General features: G+C 34.7%; 7 protein-coding genes. All 7 read left to right on the top strand.

Annotated features, from left to right (window positions below; genetic code table 11):
- The first annotated feature begins 11 nt into the window (after window positions 1–11).
- Window positions 12–1,199 carry a glycosyltransferase gene (locus PL77_RS00900; RefSeq protein WP_044200728.1) on the top strand — a complete coding sequence of 396 codons (1,188 nt, stop codon included), beginning with the start codon at window positions 12–14 and terminating at the stop codon, window positions 1,197–1,199.
- 30 nt (window positions 1,200–1,229) lie between these two features.
- Complete coding sequence (locus PL77_RS00895) at window positions 1,230–3,746, top strand: YfhO family protein (RefSeq protein WP_044200726.1); 2,517 nt, start codon at window positions 1,230–1,232, stop codon at window positions 3,744–3,746.
- Window positions 3,747–3,850: 104 nt separating this feature from the next.
- Window positions 3,851–5,062, top strand: a complete 1,212-nt coding sequence (locus PL77_RS00890; RefSeq protein WP_044200724.1) for an NAD(P)/FAD-dependent oxidoreductase — start codon at window positions 3,851–3,853, stop codon at window positions 5,060–5,062.
- Window positions 5,063–5,317: 255 nt separating this feature from the next.
- On the top strand, window positions 5,318–7,861 hold the full coding sequence (locus PL77_RS00885; RefSeq protein ID WP_044201015.1) for a TonB-dependent receptor: 2,544 nt from the start codon (window positions 5,318–5,320) through the stop codon (window positions 7,859–7,861).
- A gap of 138 nt (window positions 7,862–7,999) precedes the next feature.
- The gene (locus PL77_RS00880; protein ID WP_156152199.1) at window positions 8,000–9,253 is read left to right on the top strand and encodes a hypothetical protein; all 1,254 of its coding nucleotides are present in this window, start codon (window positions 8,000–8,002) and stop codon (window positions 9,251–9,253) included.
- 138 nt (window positions 9,254–9,391) lie between these two features.
- A complete protein-coding gene (locus PL77_RS00875; protein ID WP_044200722.1) occupies window positions 9,392–13,447 on the top strand; it encodes a hybrid sensor histidine kinase/response regulator transcription factor in 4,056 nt (1,351 codons plus the stop codon).
- Window positions 13,448–13,647: 200 nt separating this feature from the next.
- The gene (locus PL77_RS00870; protein WP_082026337.1) at window positions 13,648–15,882 is read left to right on the top strand and encodes a family 16 glycosylhydrolase; all 2,235 of its coding nucleotides are present in this window, start codon (window positions 13,648–13,650) and stop codon (window positions 15,880–15,882) included.
- The last annotated feature ends 18 nt before the right edge of the window (window positions 15,883–15,900 follow it).

Genomic DNA, 15,900 nt, shown 5'->3' with positions numbered 1-15,900 from the left:
TTATTCTTTTTATGAAAATCGTCCATATCAGCACATATCCCAATGGAGGAGCCGGAAACGCAACCATCCGTATGCATAAAAGCTTATTGGAAAATGGTGTTGATTCAAAGGTCATCACACGAGACTATACCTTGGATAATGAGGGCGTAAAGGCTTTTAATGCTTCAGTGTGGTTTAGAAAGGTCTCCACACTTTGGAAGATGATTAAAATTTTACCTAATATCTATAAAGCAGATGAGGAGTGTGAAGGTTTTTCATCACCTCTGTCTTTATACCATGTTCACGAACATAAAGATGTTAAAGAGGCTGACGTGGTAATTGTACAATGGGTCAGTAACTTTTTGGATTATTCTACTTTTTTTGAAAAGATCAATAAACCCGTTTATCTGTACCTACACGATATGAATCACTTTCATGGCGGGTTTCATTATTCAGGAGATGTGAATCGGTTTACTCAGTATCAAAAGCTGGAAAGTTTATTCAAGAAGATTAAAGGAAAAGCCTATACAGGGAAAGATATAGAAGTATTGGCACCTTCTCAATGGATGATTGATCTATCTCAAAAAAGTGAATTGTTGGGGGGATTTCCTCATCATAAAATGTTTTATGGTTTAGATCCTCAAAGAGTGAAATACCATGAACAGTCAGTGGCAAGGACCTTGTTTAATTTACCAGAGCAAGGTAGAGTTCTTCTTTTTGTCAGTGAAAGAATCTCGAATAGAAGAAAAGGTGCTACTTTGTTGATTGAGGCTCTAAAAAAAGTGAAATTTAGTGAGAATATTTCCATTTTGGTGGTCGGTAACTATGATAAGTCTATCTTTGACGCCGAAAATGTTTATACAACAGGTGTACTGAAGTCAGAAAAAGAGATGTCAATGGCTTATAGTGCTTCAGATTTATTTATCTTGCCTAGCTTGGAAGATAATATGCCTAATGTGATGTTGGAAAGCTTATATTGTGGTACTCCTGTAATGTCTTTTAGTAATGGAGGCATGAAAGAAATAATAAACGAGAGAAATGGTATAATTATTTCAGAGTTAGGAGTAGATGCATTGGCTGAAGGTATACAACAATGGGTGGACCATCCGCCAGTATTTGACAGAAAGCAAATTAGAAAAGAGATCACCGAAACGTTCAATTTGAAAACAAGAGGTGAAGCTTTAAAAACTTTAATAAATAAAAGATTACAAACAATTTAGAACCATAGAGTTCTGGAATATACGTCGATTATGAGCAAAGGAAATCTTAAAAAATACAGCTGGTTACTTGTCATTCCAGTATTTTTTATCCTAACGGTGATCTATTTTAGTCCCGAGTTTTTTGATAACAAATCACTACAACAAAGCGATTTAGTCCATTTTGAAGGTATGTCACATGCTTCTCAAGTAGAAGCAGAGAAAACAGGTGAATCGCCACTTTGGAATTCAGCCATGTTTTCAGGAATGCCTGAGTTGTTGACTTCAAGTTTAAAAGGAGATCCAACCCACTTCCTGTATTCATTATCAATGTTGTTTATGTATGACAGCTTTGAAACACCAATGACGGTGATGCTTTTGATGTTAGGAGTTTGGATTGGATTGATGTGTTTTAGAGTGAACCCGTGGGTAGCGGCTTTCATAGCGGCAGCATTCTCTCTGAATACATTCTATATTACTTCTTTAGAAGCAGGACACGTTACAAAATTATGGGCCATTGGTTACGGAGGACTGATTTTAGGATCTATGCGACTAATATTTGATCGTAAATTCCTTCTTGGAGGGGCGTTGATGGCATCTTCTGTAGCTTTAGAATTAAGAGCAGGTCACTACCAAATTACGTATTATTTATGTTTTGTGGTATTGATTTACGGCCTATCTGAATTGTACTTTGCTTTCAAAAATGGAGAGCTCAATACTTTCTTGATGAAAGTTGTTCCAATCGGTATTTTAGCCGCAAGTTTAGGGGCATCAACTCAACTATGGAGAGTGTGGACTACTCAAGAATATGCTACTTATTCAATTCGTGGTCAAAAAGAACTATCCGCATTGCCAGGTCAGGAGAATAATCATACAGAGGAAGGTTTAGATAAAGATTATGCTTTTAGTTGGAGTGAAGGTAAAATGGAATCTTTGACATTACTTGCTCCTAATTTCTATGGTGGAAGTAGCCAAGAAAGAGTTTCTGAAGATGGTCCTTTAGCAAAACAATTAGAAAAAGTAGCTGGTAAACAACAAGCTAAAAATATTGTTCAAAACCCTAATTTTAAATTGCCTCTTTATTTTGGAGAACAACCCTACACAGGTGGTCCAATTTATCAAGGTATATTAATATCTTTCTTCTTTATTCTGGGATTATTTGTACTGGATGCAAGACAAAGATCTTGGTTAATTGGAGGAACATTAATTACGTTGATGTTTGCTTGGGGTAAACATTTGCAGTGGTTCAATTACACTTTGTTTGATATTCTTCCAGGAATGAACAAGTTCAGAACACCTGCGATGGCGTTGGGTGTAGGATGTATTGTGATGGCATTAGGTGCTGCACTTGGTTTGAGTAAGGTAATTGAAGAAGGTTGGAATGAAAAAACACAAAAAGCATTTCTAAAAGCAGGAGGAACTACACTAGGTCTTTTGATTTTGATGTGGATTGGTGCAGGAATGATGGATGTAAGTGGTCCAAGAGATGCTGCGATTTTCCAACAAATGTTTGGTTTGAATGATCAAAATATGATTCGTCAGTTTACAAATGCTTTAGATGAAGAAAGAATTTCATTGATGAGGGCAGATGTAATGCGTTCTATTTTCTTCTTACTAGCGGGCTTAGGAGCAATTTTCGCTTTTTCAAAGAAGAAATTGGGCACTTCGCTAGTAATTGTTGTATTGGGCGTATTGACTTTAGGAGATGTTTGGGTAGTGGCTAAACGCTATGTCAACGAAGCATCTTTTCAAAAGAAAACCAACAAGACATTCCATGCCGCAAATGCAGCGGATAAGGAGATCTTAAAGGACAAAGACCCAAATTACAGAGTACTTAATTTGACAACAAATTCTTTTAATGAATCAACTACCTCTTATTTCCACAAATCAATTGGAGGTTATTCAGCTATCAAATTAAGAAGGTATCAAGATCTAATTGAAAGAGCCATTTCAAGAGAAATGCAAGTTTTAGCCAATGGTATTCAAAAAGGAGATACTTTATCTGTAAAGGCAACTCCTGCATTGAATATGTTGAATATGAAATATGCTATTTTAGGTCCATCTGCTCAAGCAGTATTCAGAAACCCTAATGCTTTAGGAAATGCTTGGTTTGTAGATAAGGTGATAAAAGTAAATTCTGCTGATGAGGAAATGGAGACATTGCCGACAATTGATCCAAGTTTCCAAGCGATTGTAGATGTCAACAAATATCCAAATGCTAATATTACCACAAGCTTCAATGAGGGTGATAATATTAAATTGACATCATTTAATCAAAGACGATTGAAATATACAGCAGAAAGTAAAAACGGTGGTTTTGCAGTATTCTCTGAAGTTTGGTACCCTGCAGGATGGGTTGCCAAAATTGATGGCGAACCTGTAGATATCGTTTGTACAAATTATATTCTAAGAGGTATTCATATTCCTGCTGGAAAACATGAAATCACTTTTGATTTTGACCCGAACTCATTTGTAGTTGGTGGTTTGATTTCTAAAATAGCAAGTTACATCACACTATTGCTTCTTTTTGCAGCAGTGGGGTTGATTGTTTACAACGAAACAAAAAAATAGGTTTACTCTAAATAGAGATAAACAAATTAAAGAGCGAAGTCATAACCGGCTTCGCTTTTTTTGTAGTTGATCGAATTAGTTACCTTTGCTCAAAATAGAGAAAAATGAAAATAGGAGTTATAGGAGGAGGAGCTGCAGGTTTTTTTGCAGCCATACATTCAGCGGAAAATAATCCAGAAGCTGAAGTACATATCATTGAGAAAACAAGTAAGGTATTAGGAAAAGTAAAAATATCCGGTGGTGGAAGGTGTAATGTCACGAATGTGATCTATCAGCCCGTTCCCTTATCAAAGCATTACCCTAGAGGAGAGAAATTCCTTAAAAAAGCATTTGGCCATTTTAATAGTCAAGATACCGTAAAATGGTTTGAAGAAAGAGGAGTGAAAATTAAGGCGGAAGAGGATGGAAGAATGTTTCCTGATACGGACGATTCTCAGACTATCATTGATTGTTTGATGAATGAGGTGAGAAGATTAGGGATACAATTAAGGTACAGCACTACGGTGCAAAGTCTTACAGCATTAGAGGAGGAGACTATTGGTTTAGAGATTGAAGGAAAACAAGAGGTTTTTCATAAAGTGATCGTTTGTACAGGAGGACAACCTAAAATAGAAGGTTTTAATTGGTTAAAATCATTAGGTCATAAAATTGAAAGTCCAGTACCTTCATTATTTACCTTTAAGATCAATCATAAACCACTCACTGCTTTAATGGGGTTATCTGTTCCGAATGCTAAGATAAGAGTGATTGGTGAGAAAAAATTAGTTGAAGAAGGGCCATTATTGATCACACACTGGGGAATTAGTGGTCCAGTTGTATTAAGAACTTCTGCTTGGGGTGCTAGAGTATTATCTGATAAAAATTATCAATTTTCAATTCTGGTTTCATGGCTAAATAATTATACGGAAGAGGAATTAAGACAGTACGTCTATGAGCAAAAGGAGGCATTAAAGAAAAAACAGATAAAAAATAAGAACCCTTTCCAACTCCCACAAAGGTTATGGGATTATTGTCTGAAAAGAATTGAAATACCTGAGACCAAACTTTGGTTAGATCTTAGTAAAAAAGAACTGAATAAGCTGATCAATTTCTTACTTTCTGACCAATATGATGTGGTGGGGCAGACGAAGTTTAAAGAGGAGTTTGTGACTTGTGGAGGAATTAGCCTTTCAGATATTGATGTGAAAACAATGGAAAGCAAGAAAGTAAAGAACTTACATTTTGCTGGTGAAATCATGGATATTGATGGAATTACAGGAGGGTTTAATTTTCAAGCTGCATGGACAACGTCATTTATTGCATCAAAAAGTGTTTAAAATCTTAGAATAGTACAATTATTAAGTGCTTTTACTGTACTATTTTAATATAAACTAAATGTTCAAAATTTAACACATAAGTAATGGTGTTAAATTTTGAACATTGCTCTTTTATCTAAAACCAACAATTAAGGGAATATTATTAATAAGATTTAATACGTCTCATAACAAAGTTCATGATTTGTTTTTGTGATCTTAATCCCTACAACTTTGATTCATCTCAAACAGAGAAAAGAAGAAAAGTACAATAATTACATGAAACAAATCTTACCTAATTTATTTTTATTACTACTCATATCTTTCACGAGCTTGAATGCTCAGACTACACTAATCTCAGGTATTATCAATGATCAAAATGGAGATCCGTTGCCTGGAGCTGTAATATATGAGAAATCAAATCCTTCACACGGTACAGCTGCTGATTTTGAAGGACAGTTTCAAATTGAAGTGAAAGAAAACGCTACTTTAATAGTTCGTTTGATGGGCTTTCAAGAGCAAGAAGTTGTAGCCACCCAAAACATGAAAGTGAGCTTAAAAGAAGATGCTACTGAATTAGAAGCCATTGAGATTGTAGGTTCAAGAAGCCAAAACAGAACGGTTACTGAAACTCCGGTGGCTATTGATGTTATCAATTTGGAAGAAGTAACTGCTGCAACAGGACAATTGGACATGAATCAGTTATTACAATACGTAGCACCTTCCTTCAATGCCAACCGTCAGTCGGGTGCGGATGGAGCGGATCACGTTGACCCTGCGACTTTGAGAGGTTTAGGTCCTGACCAAACATTAGTTTTAATTAATGGTAAAAGAAGACATCAATCTTCATTAGTCAATATTTACGGTACAAGAGGTAGAGGTAATACTGGTACTGACTTGAATGCAATTCCTATGGCTGCAATCGAAAGAATTGAGATTCTTAGAGATGGTGCTTCGGCTCAATATGGTTCAGATGCCATTGCTGGTGTGATTAATATCGTATTAAAGAAAAACAGTGAAGGTGTAAATGTCAATATTGGAACAGGTGTGACTTCAGAAGGTGATGGAGCGACTGCAAATATGGACGTAAACTATGGAACTAAATTAGGTAATGATGGTGGATATTTGAATCTTACCGGTCAATATCAGTTCAGAGATAGAACCAACAGGGTGCCAGAAAACCAAGAGGTATTTAGAAACTATGTTGGTGATGCTTTGGCTCAAAGTGGTGGAGCGTTTTTTAATGCTGGTTTACCGTTATCAGAAAATACTGAAATCTATGCTTTTGGTGGTGCAAACTACCGTCATGGTGAATCTTATGCATGGACACGTACAGCAGATGATGATAGAAATGTTCCAGGTATTTTCCCTGACGGTTTCGATCCAAATATTATTTCAGACATTACTGACTTCTCAATCAGTGCTGGTGTAAAGACAAGTTATAAAGACTGGAAAATTGATTTCAACAACACTTTCGGTCACAACGAATTCAAGTATTCATTGAACAATACAGTGAATGCATCAATGGGAATGATGTCACCTACAAGTTTTTATGCAGGTAAACATTATTTATCTCAAAATGTAACAGGTGTAGATGTTTCAAAATACTATGATGGAGTTTTAGAAGGAATGAACATCGCATTTGGTTCTGAATTTAGAATTGATACTTACGGAATTGGTGCAGGTGAATATGACTCTTATGCTCAATATCCAGGCGGAACAGGTGGAGCTCCAGAAGGTGCACCGGGTGGATCTCAAGGTTTCCCAGGTTTTAGACCTGAAAATGAAGTAAATGCTCACAGAACAAACGTTGCTTTCTATTTGGATATTGAAACTGATATTACTGAAAAATGGATGGTAGCTATTGCTGGCCGTTATGAAAATTACAGTGATTTTGGTTCAACATTGAATGGTAAAATTGCAACGAGATATGAGTTTTCTCCCGCCTTTGCGATGAGAGGTTCAGTAAGTACAGGTTTTAGAGCACCATCATTAGCTCAAAAGCATTATAGTTCAACGTTTACAGATGTAGAGGGTGGAGTGACAATTGATAAAGTAATTGCTCCAAACGACAGTGAATTAGCGAAAGCGTTAGGTATTCCTGAACTATCTCAAGAGAAAGCATTGAACGCAAGTTTAGGTTTTACATTAAACCCAATTGAAGGGCTATCTTTAACGGTAGATGGTTACTATGTAGCAATTGATGATAGAATTGTATTGACAGGTGCCTTTACTGACGATGATCCAGATATTGGAGATGATTTGAAAGATTTGAATGTAGGAGCAGCTCAGTTCTTCACCAATGCTTTAGATACAAGAACCTATGGTATTGATGTTGTCTTAGCTTACACTTATCAGATGGACTTACATAATTTTACTGCTTCAGTTGCGGGTAATTTCAACCATATGGAATTAGGTGAGATCAATACAAATGATAAGTTAGAAGGGAAAGAAGATATTTATTTTGGAGAAAGAGAGCAGATGTTCTTATTAGCATCCGCGCCAAGAAGTAAATTCAATTTCTCATTAAGCCATAACTATAAAAAATTATCATCAATGATCCGTCTTAACAGATACTCTGAAGTGGAGTTGATGAACTGGGATGGAGAAGTTGATCATTACGCCCCAAGGGTGACAACTGACATTGCTATTACTTATGCTGTTAGTCCAAAAGTGAACTGGACTTTAGGTGGAAATAACATTTTCAATGTTTATCCTACAAAACAAGATCCTTTAGCTACCGAATCGGGTGGTTATCATGATGCTGTTCAAATGGGATTCAATGGAGCTTATTTCTATACTAAACTAGGCTTCACTTTTTAAATATTGTGATTATTGTGTTAACCTCATTGCCGATTGGTGATGAGGTTTTTTTTGCTTAAATTCTTCTTAAAATTAGTTTTGAAAGCATATATTTTTGTGATGAAGTCTTATTTTTCAATTCTCTTATTACTCTTTTTAATGAGTTGTCAATCCCAAACTACTCCAACTTGTAAACTCCTTGATATTGGTGAGGTAGGATTGAAATGTGATTCGTTAAGATCTGTCGGAGCGAATGCAAAAGCAGCAAATTTATACTTTAATGCAGGAATACAAAATCAATCCAGTGAGCTTTTTGTCTATGCAGCTTGGCAATATGGAGAGGCTAATTTAGCAGATTCATCACTTATTGCTATAAAGAAATCGATTCAATACGGTTTAAATAATCCATATATTCTAGAGAAGACAGGCATAGAGGAAAGTACTAGAAATAGTCCTCTCAGAAATGAAATAGATCAACTTTTAAAACAGATTGAAAAACGAAATACAGAGGTTCAAAATTTTGAAATCGTCACCGCTCCAGTAGATCGTTTTTGGAATTACTTTGATAAAGCCCTCGACGATACATTAAATGCTAAAATTTACCTTTCTAATTATATATGTGAGGGTTCAAATGCGCTAAAAGACTATTACCATATTCGTTATGAAAATGTGGATAATATGTACAATGTAATGATTAAAAGGAATCCTGATTATTACCGTTATTTAAGGAAATATATTACTCCCCAAATGTTACATCAAGTAGCAGAAGAATCTACCCAAATGATGAAAAAGTTTTCTTCACTTTATCCAAAAGCCGTTTTCCCAAAAACTTATATTGTTCCTGATTTGATCAATGGTTCTGGTACCCTAACAGAATCAAGTTTGTATATAGGAGTAGATATGTTCGCAAAATCGGATAGTATGCCTTTGACGAATTTAAACGATTGGCAATTGGGAACAATTACAGAATTTGAGAATATGAAGTATGATTTGGTACATGAATTAATGCATTTTCAACAGTCTTATTCAGATTTCGAAGGAAAGGAAATCTTATTAGGGAAGTTGATCGAAGAAGGATCTTGTGATTTTTTAGTGTCTTTATTGACTAAGAATCATAAAGTAAGTCCTGGAGTGCAGAGAAACCTTGATTATTTAGCTGATAAGAATAATTATGATTTTGTGATACGTGAATTGAAAACAGACCTTTACAGCCATGATCTATCAAAATGGATGCATAACGGAGGAGGTATTAAAGATCGGCCGAGTAATCTTGGCTATACAATGGGTTTCTTGATTTGCAGATCTTTTTATGAAAATGCAGAGGATAAACAAAAAGCGATTAAAACGATACTGACGACTGATGATTTTAAAGAGGTGATCCGTAATAGTAAATTTCAAGAGCTCCTTCAATAGAAATGGATTCACTAGATAATAAAATAATCAAAAACAGGTGACAGATTTTATAACGATTAAATCTGTTTTGATGGCAAGCTTATGGATTTAAAAATATCATTAATTTAATGCTACTTTTTAAACGATCCTTGCTTTAGTATGAAATACTTACTGACTCTTTTTATTACATTTCTTCCCTTTTTCACCCCAGCACAATCCAATGGTTATTTTGAGAGAATAACGAGCAATAGTGGTTTAAGTCAAAATGATGCCTTATGTATTCACCAAGACCAAAAAGGGTTTATATGGATTGGTACGAATGATGGCCTCAATAAATATGATGGTTATAAATTTAAACGTTTCGGTATTGCTCCTAATGGAGGATTGAGTTTGAGTAGTAACCTTATTTATAAAATAGCAGAGGATCGGTTCCAAAACCTTTGGATTGGAACAACTGGACAAGGTTTAAATTATTTTGACAGAGAACAGTATAAAGTAACCGTTATAAGCTCTAAAAGCTCAGAAAATGAAGGTGTTTTGAGTAGTGATTATATCAAAGAATTACTGGTAGACCATGATACGCTTTGGGTTGGAACGAGAAAAGGATTGGATAAAGTTATATATGATCAAAAAACGGGGGAAGCTATCATTACGAATATCTTGCTGGGTGAAGGTTTAGAGGTGAATAGTATTGAAAAAAATCAAAATGGCGATGTCCTCATTGGTAGTACTCAGGGTTTTTATCTGTTGAAAAATAATCATTCTACAGCTCTAAAAGTAGAGGATGAAATAGTAATCTATGATATTATTATTCAAAATAATATAGTAATTCTCGCTACTTTGAATGGTCTATATACTTATGTAAATGGTCATGTCAAACAATTGAATCATCAAGGTTATACAGTTTTATTAGATAATGAAGATGCTACTTTTTGGGCAGGGACGAACCAAGGTTTACAACTGTTGAAATTGGATCAAGGTGAAGTAATTGTTTTGAAAAAATTCGAGCATCAAGTAAATCAGAGCCATAGCTTAAGTGCAAATGCAGTCCGATCTATTTGTAAAGATCATACAGGAATGTTGTGGGTGGGAACACATGGTGGAGGATTAAATAAATATAATGCAAGAGGGGAACAGTTTCACCATATCTCCACTTCCAATACAGCCTTAAACCTATCTAATAACTCAGTGAAATCATTTGGTTTAAGCCAAAATAATAATTTATGGATTGGAACTAGAAAGGGGATTAATATCATAAGCGTTGATGATATTGATAAAGATAAAAGCCATTTTAAACATTTAGCGATTGACTTGGCAGTTGCGATACAGTCTTGTAAAATAGGTAATACTCAAAAAATGTTTGTGGGAACGGCCAACGGTAATGGTCCTTTTTGGGTAGAGTTTGATAAGAAAAATAAGAAGTTTAATATTGAAAAGTTTCACGCCTACAAGGGAGCTGTTTTTAGTGTTGTACAAGATGAAAATGATGTACTTTGGTTGGGAACCTATTTTGATGGATTACTTCGATTTAATCCTCATACCCATCAACTTACAAAGTTTAATAAAAAGACGAAATCTCAATTTCCATCCAATACGGTCAGAAGTCTTTTAGAAGATAAGGATCATAATATTTGGGTAGGTACTGATAAAGGTTTAGTGAAAATTAGAAAAGAGGAAAAGTACCTGAACTCACCTTCATTTCGTGTATTTCAAAATGATAGAAATGACAAAACCTCTATCAGTCATGATTACATTCTGACACTTTTTGAAGATAAGGATCAACAAATATGGGCAGGTACTTTTGGAGGAGGGTTGAACAAACTTGAAAATGAAGCTCAAGGGACTTTCAAACGATATACTGAATCAGAAGGCTTACCTAATAATACCATAAAAGGTATACTTCAAGACAGTGAAAGCAATCTTTGGGTTTCAACAAATAAGGGATTATGTAAGATGAACCTCTCTGAAAATCTATTTTCCGTTTATGATGTGAGTGATGGACTACAAGCTTATGAATTTCAAGAACAAGCATGTCTACATCTAAAAGATGATAGAATGCTATTTGGAGGTATAAATGGTTTAAATAGTTTTTATCCATTAGAAATCACATCAAATACCATAGCCCCAAAAGTGAGGATTACAGCATTTTACCTTTGGAATAAAGAAGTAATGGCAGGGGAAGAAATAGAAGGTAGAGTTTTATTGCAAAAAGAGATGAATTCAACACAGCATCTAGTTTTAAATCATAACGAAAATAGTGTGTCATTTGAATTTTCAGCCTTACATTTTTTATCCCCAGCTAGTAATAAGTACCAGTACAGATTAATTGGATATCAGGATGACTGGCAGAATGAACCTGCCTCAAGACGTTTTGTGAGTTATACTAATTTACCTTCAGGGGAATACACTTTTGAAGTAAGAGGAGCCAATAATGATGGGATTTGGTCCACTGAGAATGCTCAGGTTAATTTCCAAATCAAACCTGTTTTTTGGAAAACATATTGGGCGTTTTTTATCTACTTTATCATCATAGTTTTATTGGTGGTGATCACCTATCGAGAACTGAAAAAACGTAGACAAACTAAAAATAAACGGTTATTAGATCAATTAGAGAGAGAAAAAGAAGAAGAAGTTCATAATATGAAACTCCAGTTTTTTACAAATATTTCTCATGAATTTAGAACACCATTAACCTTAATTAGTGCTCCATTGGATTATCTTGAAGAGCACGAAGAACACCTCACAAATCATGACAGATATAACCAATATGCATTAATGAAAAAGAACAGTGCATTGTTGTTGAAATTGGTCAATCAATTATTGGATTTTAGAAAAATTGAGGGTAATAAGTATGAATTAGAATTCGAAAAGAAGGATATTATTACGTTTACACAAAATATAGTAGATACATTTTATACACTCGCAAATCAGAAAAGCATTGAATTTGATGTGACATTACCTACTTATTCTGTAGCATTTCTCTTTTCGTCTGATGCTATTGAGAAAATAATTTACAATCTCCTTTCTAATGCCTTTAAGTTTAATAAAATTGGAGGTCAAGTGAAATTTTCAGTCAACGTTATTGAAGACTTTTGCACTATTGTAGTTCAGGATACAGGAAAAGGGATTCCTTCAGAAAATAAACACAAACTTTTTGATCGTTTTTTTAATACTAAAGATAAAGTATCAGATAGCGATCATAGTTCGGGTATAGGACTCTCTTTAACAAAAAGCCTTGTAGAACAACACCATGGAAGCATAGAGTTAGATGAAAGTTATACTAATGGAGCAAAATTTATTGTTAAAATTCCGATGCAAGAGGAGTATTACTTGAATGATAAGATAATAAAAAAGACATCTCAAGAAAGTACTGATTCCATCAATATAGAGCGTAAACATTTAGAAATTACAGAGTTAAAACCTTCAAATCAAAAAGATGCTAACGCAAAACCATTAGTAATGATTGTGGAAGATAGTGAAGATATGAGATTCTTTCTAAAAGAAGGGATGATGGATTGTTTTCAAGTAATAGAAGCTGAAAATGGGAAGGAAGCCATCAGTCTATTAAACACACACACACCAAGCCTAATAATTAGTGATATCATGATGCCTGTGATGGATGGGATAGAATTCGCAAAAGAATTAAGGTCCAATAAAGAATATGATCACATTCCATTTATTTTTCTCACTGCAAAAACGGCAGAAGACAGTCAAATACAAGGTCTAAAAGTGGGAGCAGATGATTATATTTGTAAGCCTTTTAGTATGAGTGTCTTACATCAGAAGGTTAATAACATCATAGCTTATAGATCCTCATTAATCAATTCCTTTCAATCGCCTGATATCATACATCCAAAAGAAATAGAGATGATTTCGTCTGATAAAGCATTCTTAGATGAAGTAACTTCAATTCTTGATGATAACCTTATGGATTCAGATTTCAATGTAGATACTTTAGTGGAAAAAATAGGTATTAGTAGAACTGGGCTTTACCATAAATTTAAAGACTTGACGGGGTTATCCGCTGGAGATTATATCAGAAGATATAGGTTAATGTGTGCACATCAATATTTAGAGAAAACGGATTGGAGCATTAAGGAAGTAATGTATCGTTCTGGGTTTAATACCACTTCCTATTTTGCCAAGTGTTTTAAAAAGCAATATGGGATTCTACCGAGTGAGTTCCGAGAAAAGTTTGAAACTCATGAAGAATAATTCTTTTGTTTACTGAAAGGAAAATGACTCTACGAAGTAAAAACTAATAGTCGGATTCTTTCTTCTTTATTTATGAACTACTTAGAAAACAAATGTTCAAAATTGGGGAACATATGTTTAAGTTCTTGATTTTGAATAAATAGTGCCATGTATATCTTCTTGCTTATAGATATTTGAGCAATACTTTAAAACACAAGGAGATGATGAAAAGAATATTACTTATATGGATGTGTGGCTTACTTTTTTTGAGCCTCTCAGTTTTAGCTCAGAACAACAGCGATGAACTTATAATTGACGGTAGCTTTGAAAATGGAAAGCTTTATAATGTGACAGAAGCTAACCGAAATAGGCTTAGCATAGATAATTATTTGAATGTCTGGTGGGGATGGCCTTATGCTTCATTTGAAATGGTGAATTCACCTGTTGCTTCAGGAACCCAAGCATTAAAACTTAATTGGAAAAACTACGGAGTAGGAGACTTTGCGGGTTTTCGTTATAATCAAGAACCTTCAGTTGAAGCAAAAGAGTACGAGTATTCATTTTACTTAAGGACAGACAGAGATAGAACAGATGAATCAGTTACAATAATTTTTCTCAGTGGAAATGATGAGGGAGGGTTTAAAGAAGTAGAAAGAGAAACAATTCAAATCACAACAAAAGCTTCCAATGACTATGAAAAATTTTCCATTAAAGTAAAATTCGAGGAACCTATTCCAATCTTAAGGATTAACCATTTGATATCTTATTTAAAAGAAGGTGATGCCATCTATTTTGATGATTTCAGTTTGCAGGAATTAGAAGATACAAATGAGGTGAAAATTACCTCTCCTAATCCTGAGGTAGGTAGTATCATAGAAGATTCGAACCTTAATGTAAGCTGGACAGGATCAGAGAACGCGGTTTCTTATAATGTTTATTTTGGCGAGGCTCCCAATGATTTAGATCTTTTGGAAGAAGGCTTAAAGACGTCTTCTACTACGTTAACGAACTTAGAATTAGGTACAACTTATTATTGGAGAGTAGAAGCAAAAAATGCTATAGGTGGAAATTATCAGAGCCCAATTTGGTCATTTAAAAGAATTGGTCACGCAAAAGACGTTCGTCCCGTAGGTGTAGCGGGAGTTTGGGAAGTTCTTCCTGATTTTTCAGATGAATTTAGTAACGAAATTGATTTAGAAAAATGGGATAACGATATCCATGATTGGGGGGCATGGAGTTGGGAACCTAAAAATGCTTATGAAAAAGAAGGGAAGTTACATTTAGTACATCGTTATGAACCTCATACTAGAAATAATATGGATTTCTTTTTCACCATGGGAGAATATAGATCTAGAAAGCAACTGAATTATGGCTATTTTGAAGCAAAAATAAAGTTTGCTGATGTATTACCAGGTAATTGCCCCGCTTTTTGGGTAAAGGGCGGAGATGCAAATAAATCAAGTGAAGTAGATTTTGTAGAAATTGATGAAAGTAATCCTTTAAGGTATGAAGGAGATAAGGTAGTTGGTTGTAACTTAAGTGGTAATTTGCATGCTAACATTGGACGAGATGAAAATGGAGAGCAAACTTGGGTTAGAGAGCATACGCAAATTATTAAAGATTGGGACCCTAGGGAGGATTATCATCTTTATGCTTGTGAGATATCTGCTGATTCTCTAAAATGGTATTTTGATGGAGAGTTAGTCCAAGAGGATATCAATGATCATTACCATATGGATATGTGGCTCTATTTGTCTATCGGATTAAGAGCACCTTACAGAGTATTCAATGCACCTGATGGGTATGCTGAGGGCGTGGAGACTTATCCTAATCCTGAAGCTTCAATAAGAGATAAAGATTTATTCCCGACAACTATGTTAGTAGATTATGTGAGGGTTTGGCAAAGAAATGAAGCATGGGTTCAACACTCAGAGGCTCAATTTATAAAAGGAGAAAATAAAGTTTCAGTAAAGTATTCAAGCGTAGGATCTAAAAAGTTACAACTACAAATTACGGATAAAGATGGAGTTATTGTTTATCAAAATCTGAAATCAGTAGAGGGGCAAGGTTTTGAAGAATTTGAAGTGGATATGTCTGATTATACAGAAGGGGATTACTCATTTATTACCACTCTATTGAAAGATCAAAATGAGGAAGTTTCAAGTCATATTAAAGTAATACCTGTCCATAACAAGAATGCTGAAATCCCAACGAGCCTTGAGGTTCAAAAACAGTTGATTCAAATATACCCTAATCCCGCTACTACCCATCTTACAATACAGTCAGAGATAGTGGATTACTACCAAATTATCACCTTAACCGGTAATGTTGTAAAGGAAGGGAAAGTGGAAATTGGTGAAAATCAAATAGAACTATATGGGTTAAATGGAAGCCTCTATTTTGTTCACCTATCCGGAGTTAATATGACATCAAAACTGTTAATCAAGGGAAATTAATCGAATTTACAGTATGCT

Source organism: Flammeovirga sp. OC4 (genome assembly GCF_000812565.1).
Taxonomy (GTDB): domain Bacteria; phylum Bacteroidota; class Bacteroidia; order Cytophagales; family Flammeovirgaceae; genus Flammeovirga.
This window is presented reverse-complemented; position numbering and strand designations above follow the sequence as displayed.

Excerpts from the sequence above, each read along its gene's own strand:
- PL77_RS00870 (WP_082026337.1), top strand. The coding sequence starts at position 13,648 with ATGATGAAAAGAATATTACTTATATGGATGTGTGGCTTACTTTTTTTG.
- PL77_RS00885 (WP_044201015.1), top strand. The coding sequence starts at position 5,318 with ATGAAACAAATCTTACCTAATTTATTTTTATTACTACTCATATCTTTC.
- PL77_RS00890 (WP_044200724.1), top strand. The coding sequence starts at position 3,851 with ATGAAAATAGGAGTTATAGGAGGAGGAGCTGCAGGTTTTTTTGCAGCC.
- PL77_RS00895 (WP_044200726.1), top strand. The coding sequence starts at position 1,230 with ATGAGCAAAGGAAATCTTAAAAAATACAGCTGGTTACTTGTCATTCCA.
- PL77_RS00880 (WP_156152199.1), top strand. The coding sequence starts at position 8,000 with ATGAGTTGTCAATCCCAAACTACTCCAACTTGTAAACTCCTTGATATT.
- PL77_RS00900 (WP_044200728.1), top strand. The coding sequence starts at position 12 with ATGAAAATCGTCCATATCAGCACATATCCCAATGGAGGAGCCGGAAAC.
- PL77_RS00875 (WP_044200722.1), top strand. The coding sequence starts at position 9,392 with ATGAAATACTTACTGACTCTTTTTATTACATTTCTTCCCTTTTTCACC.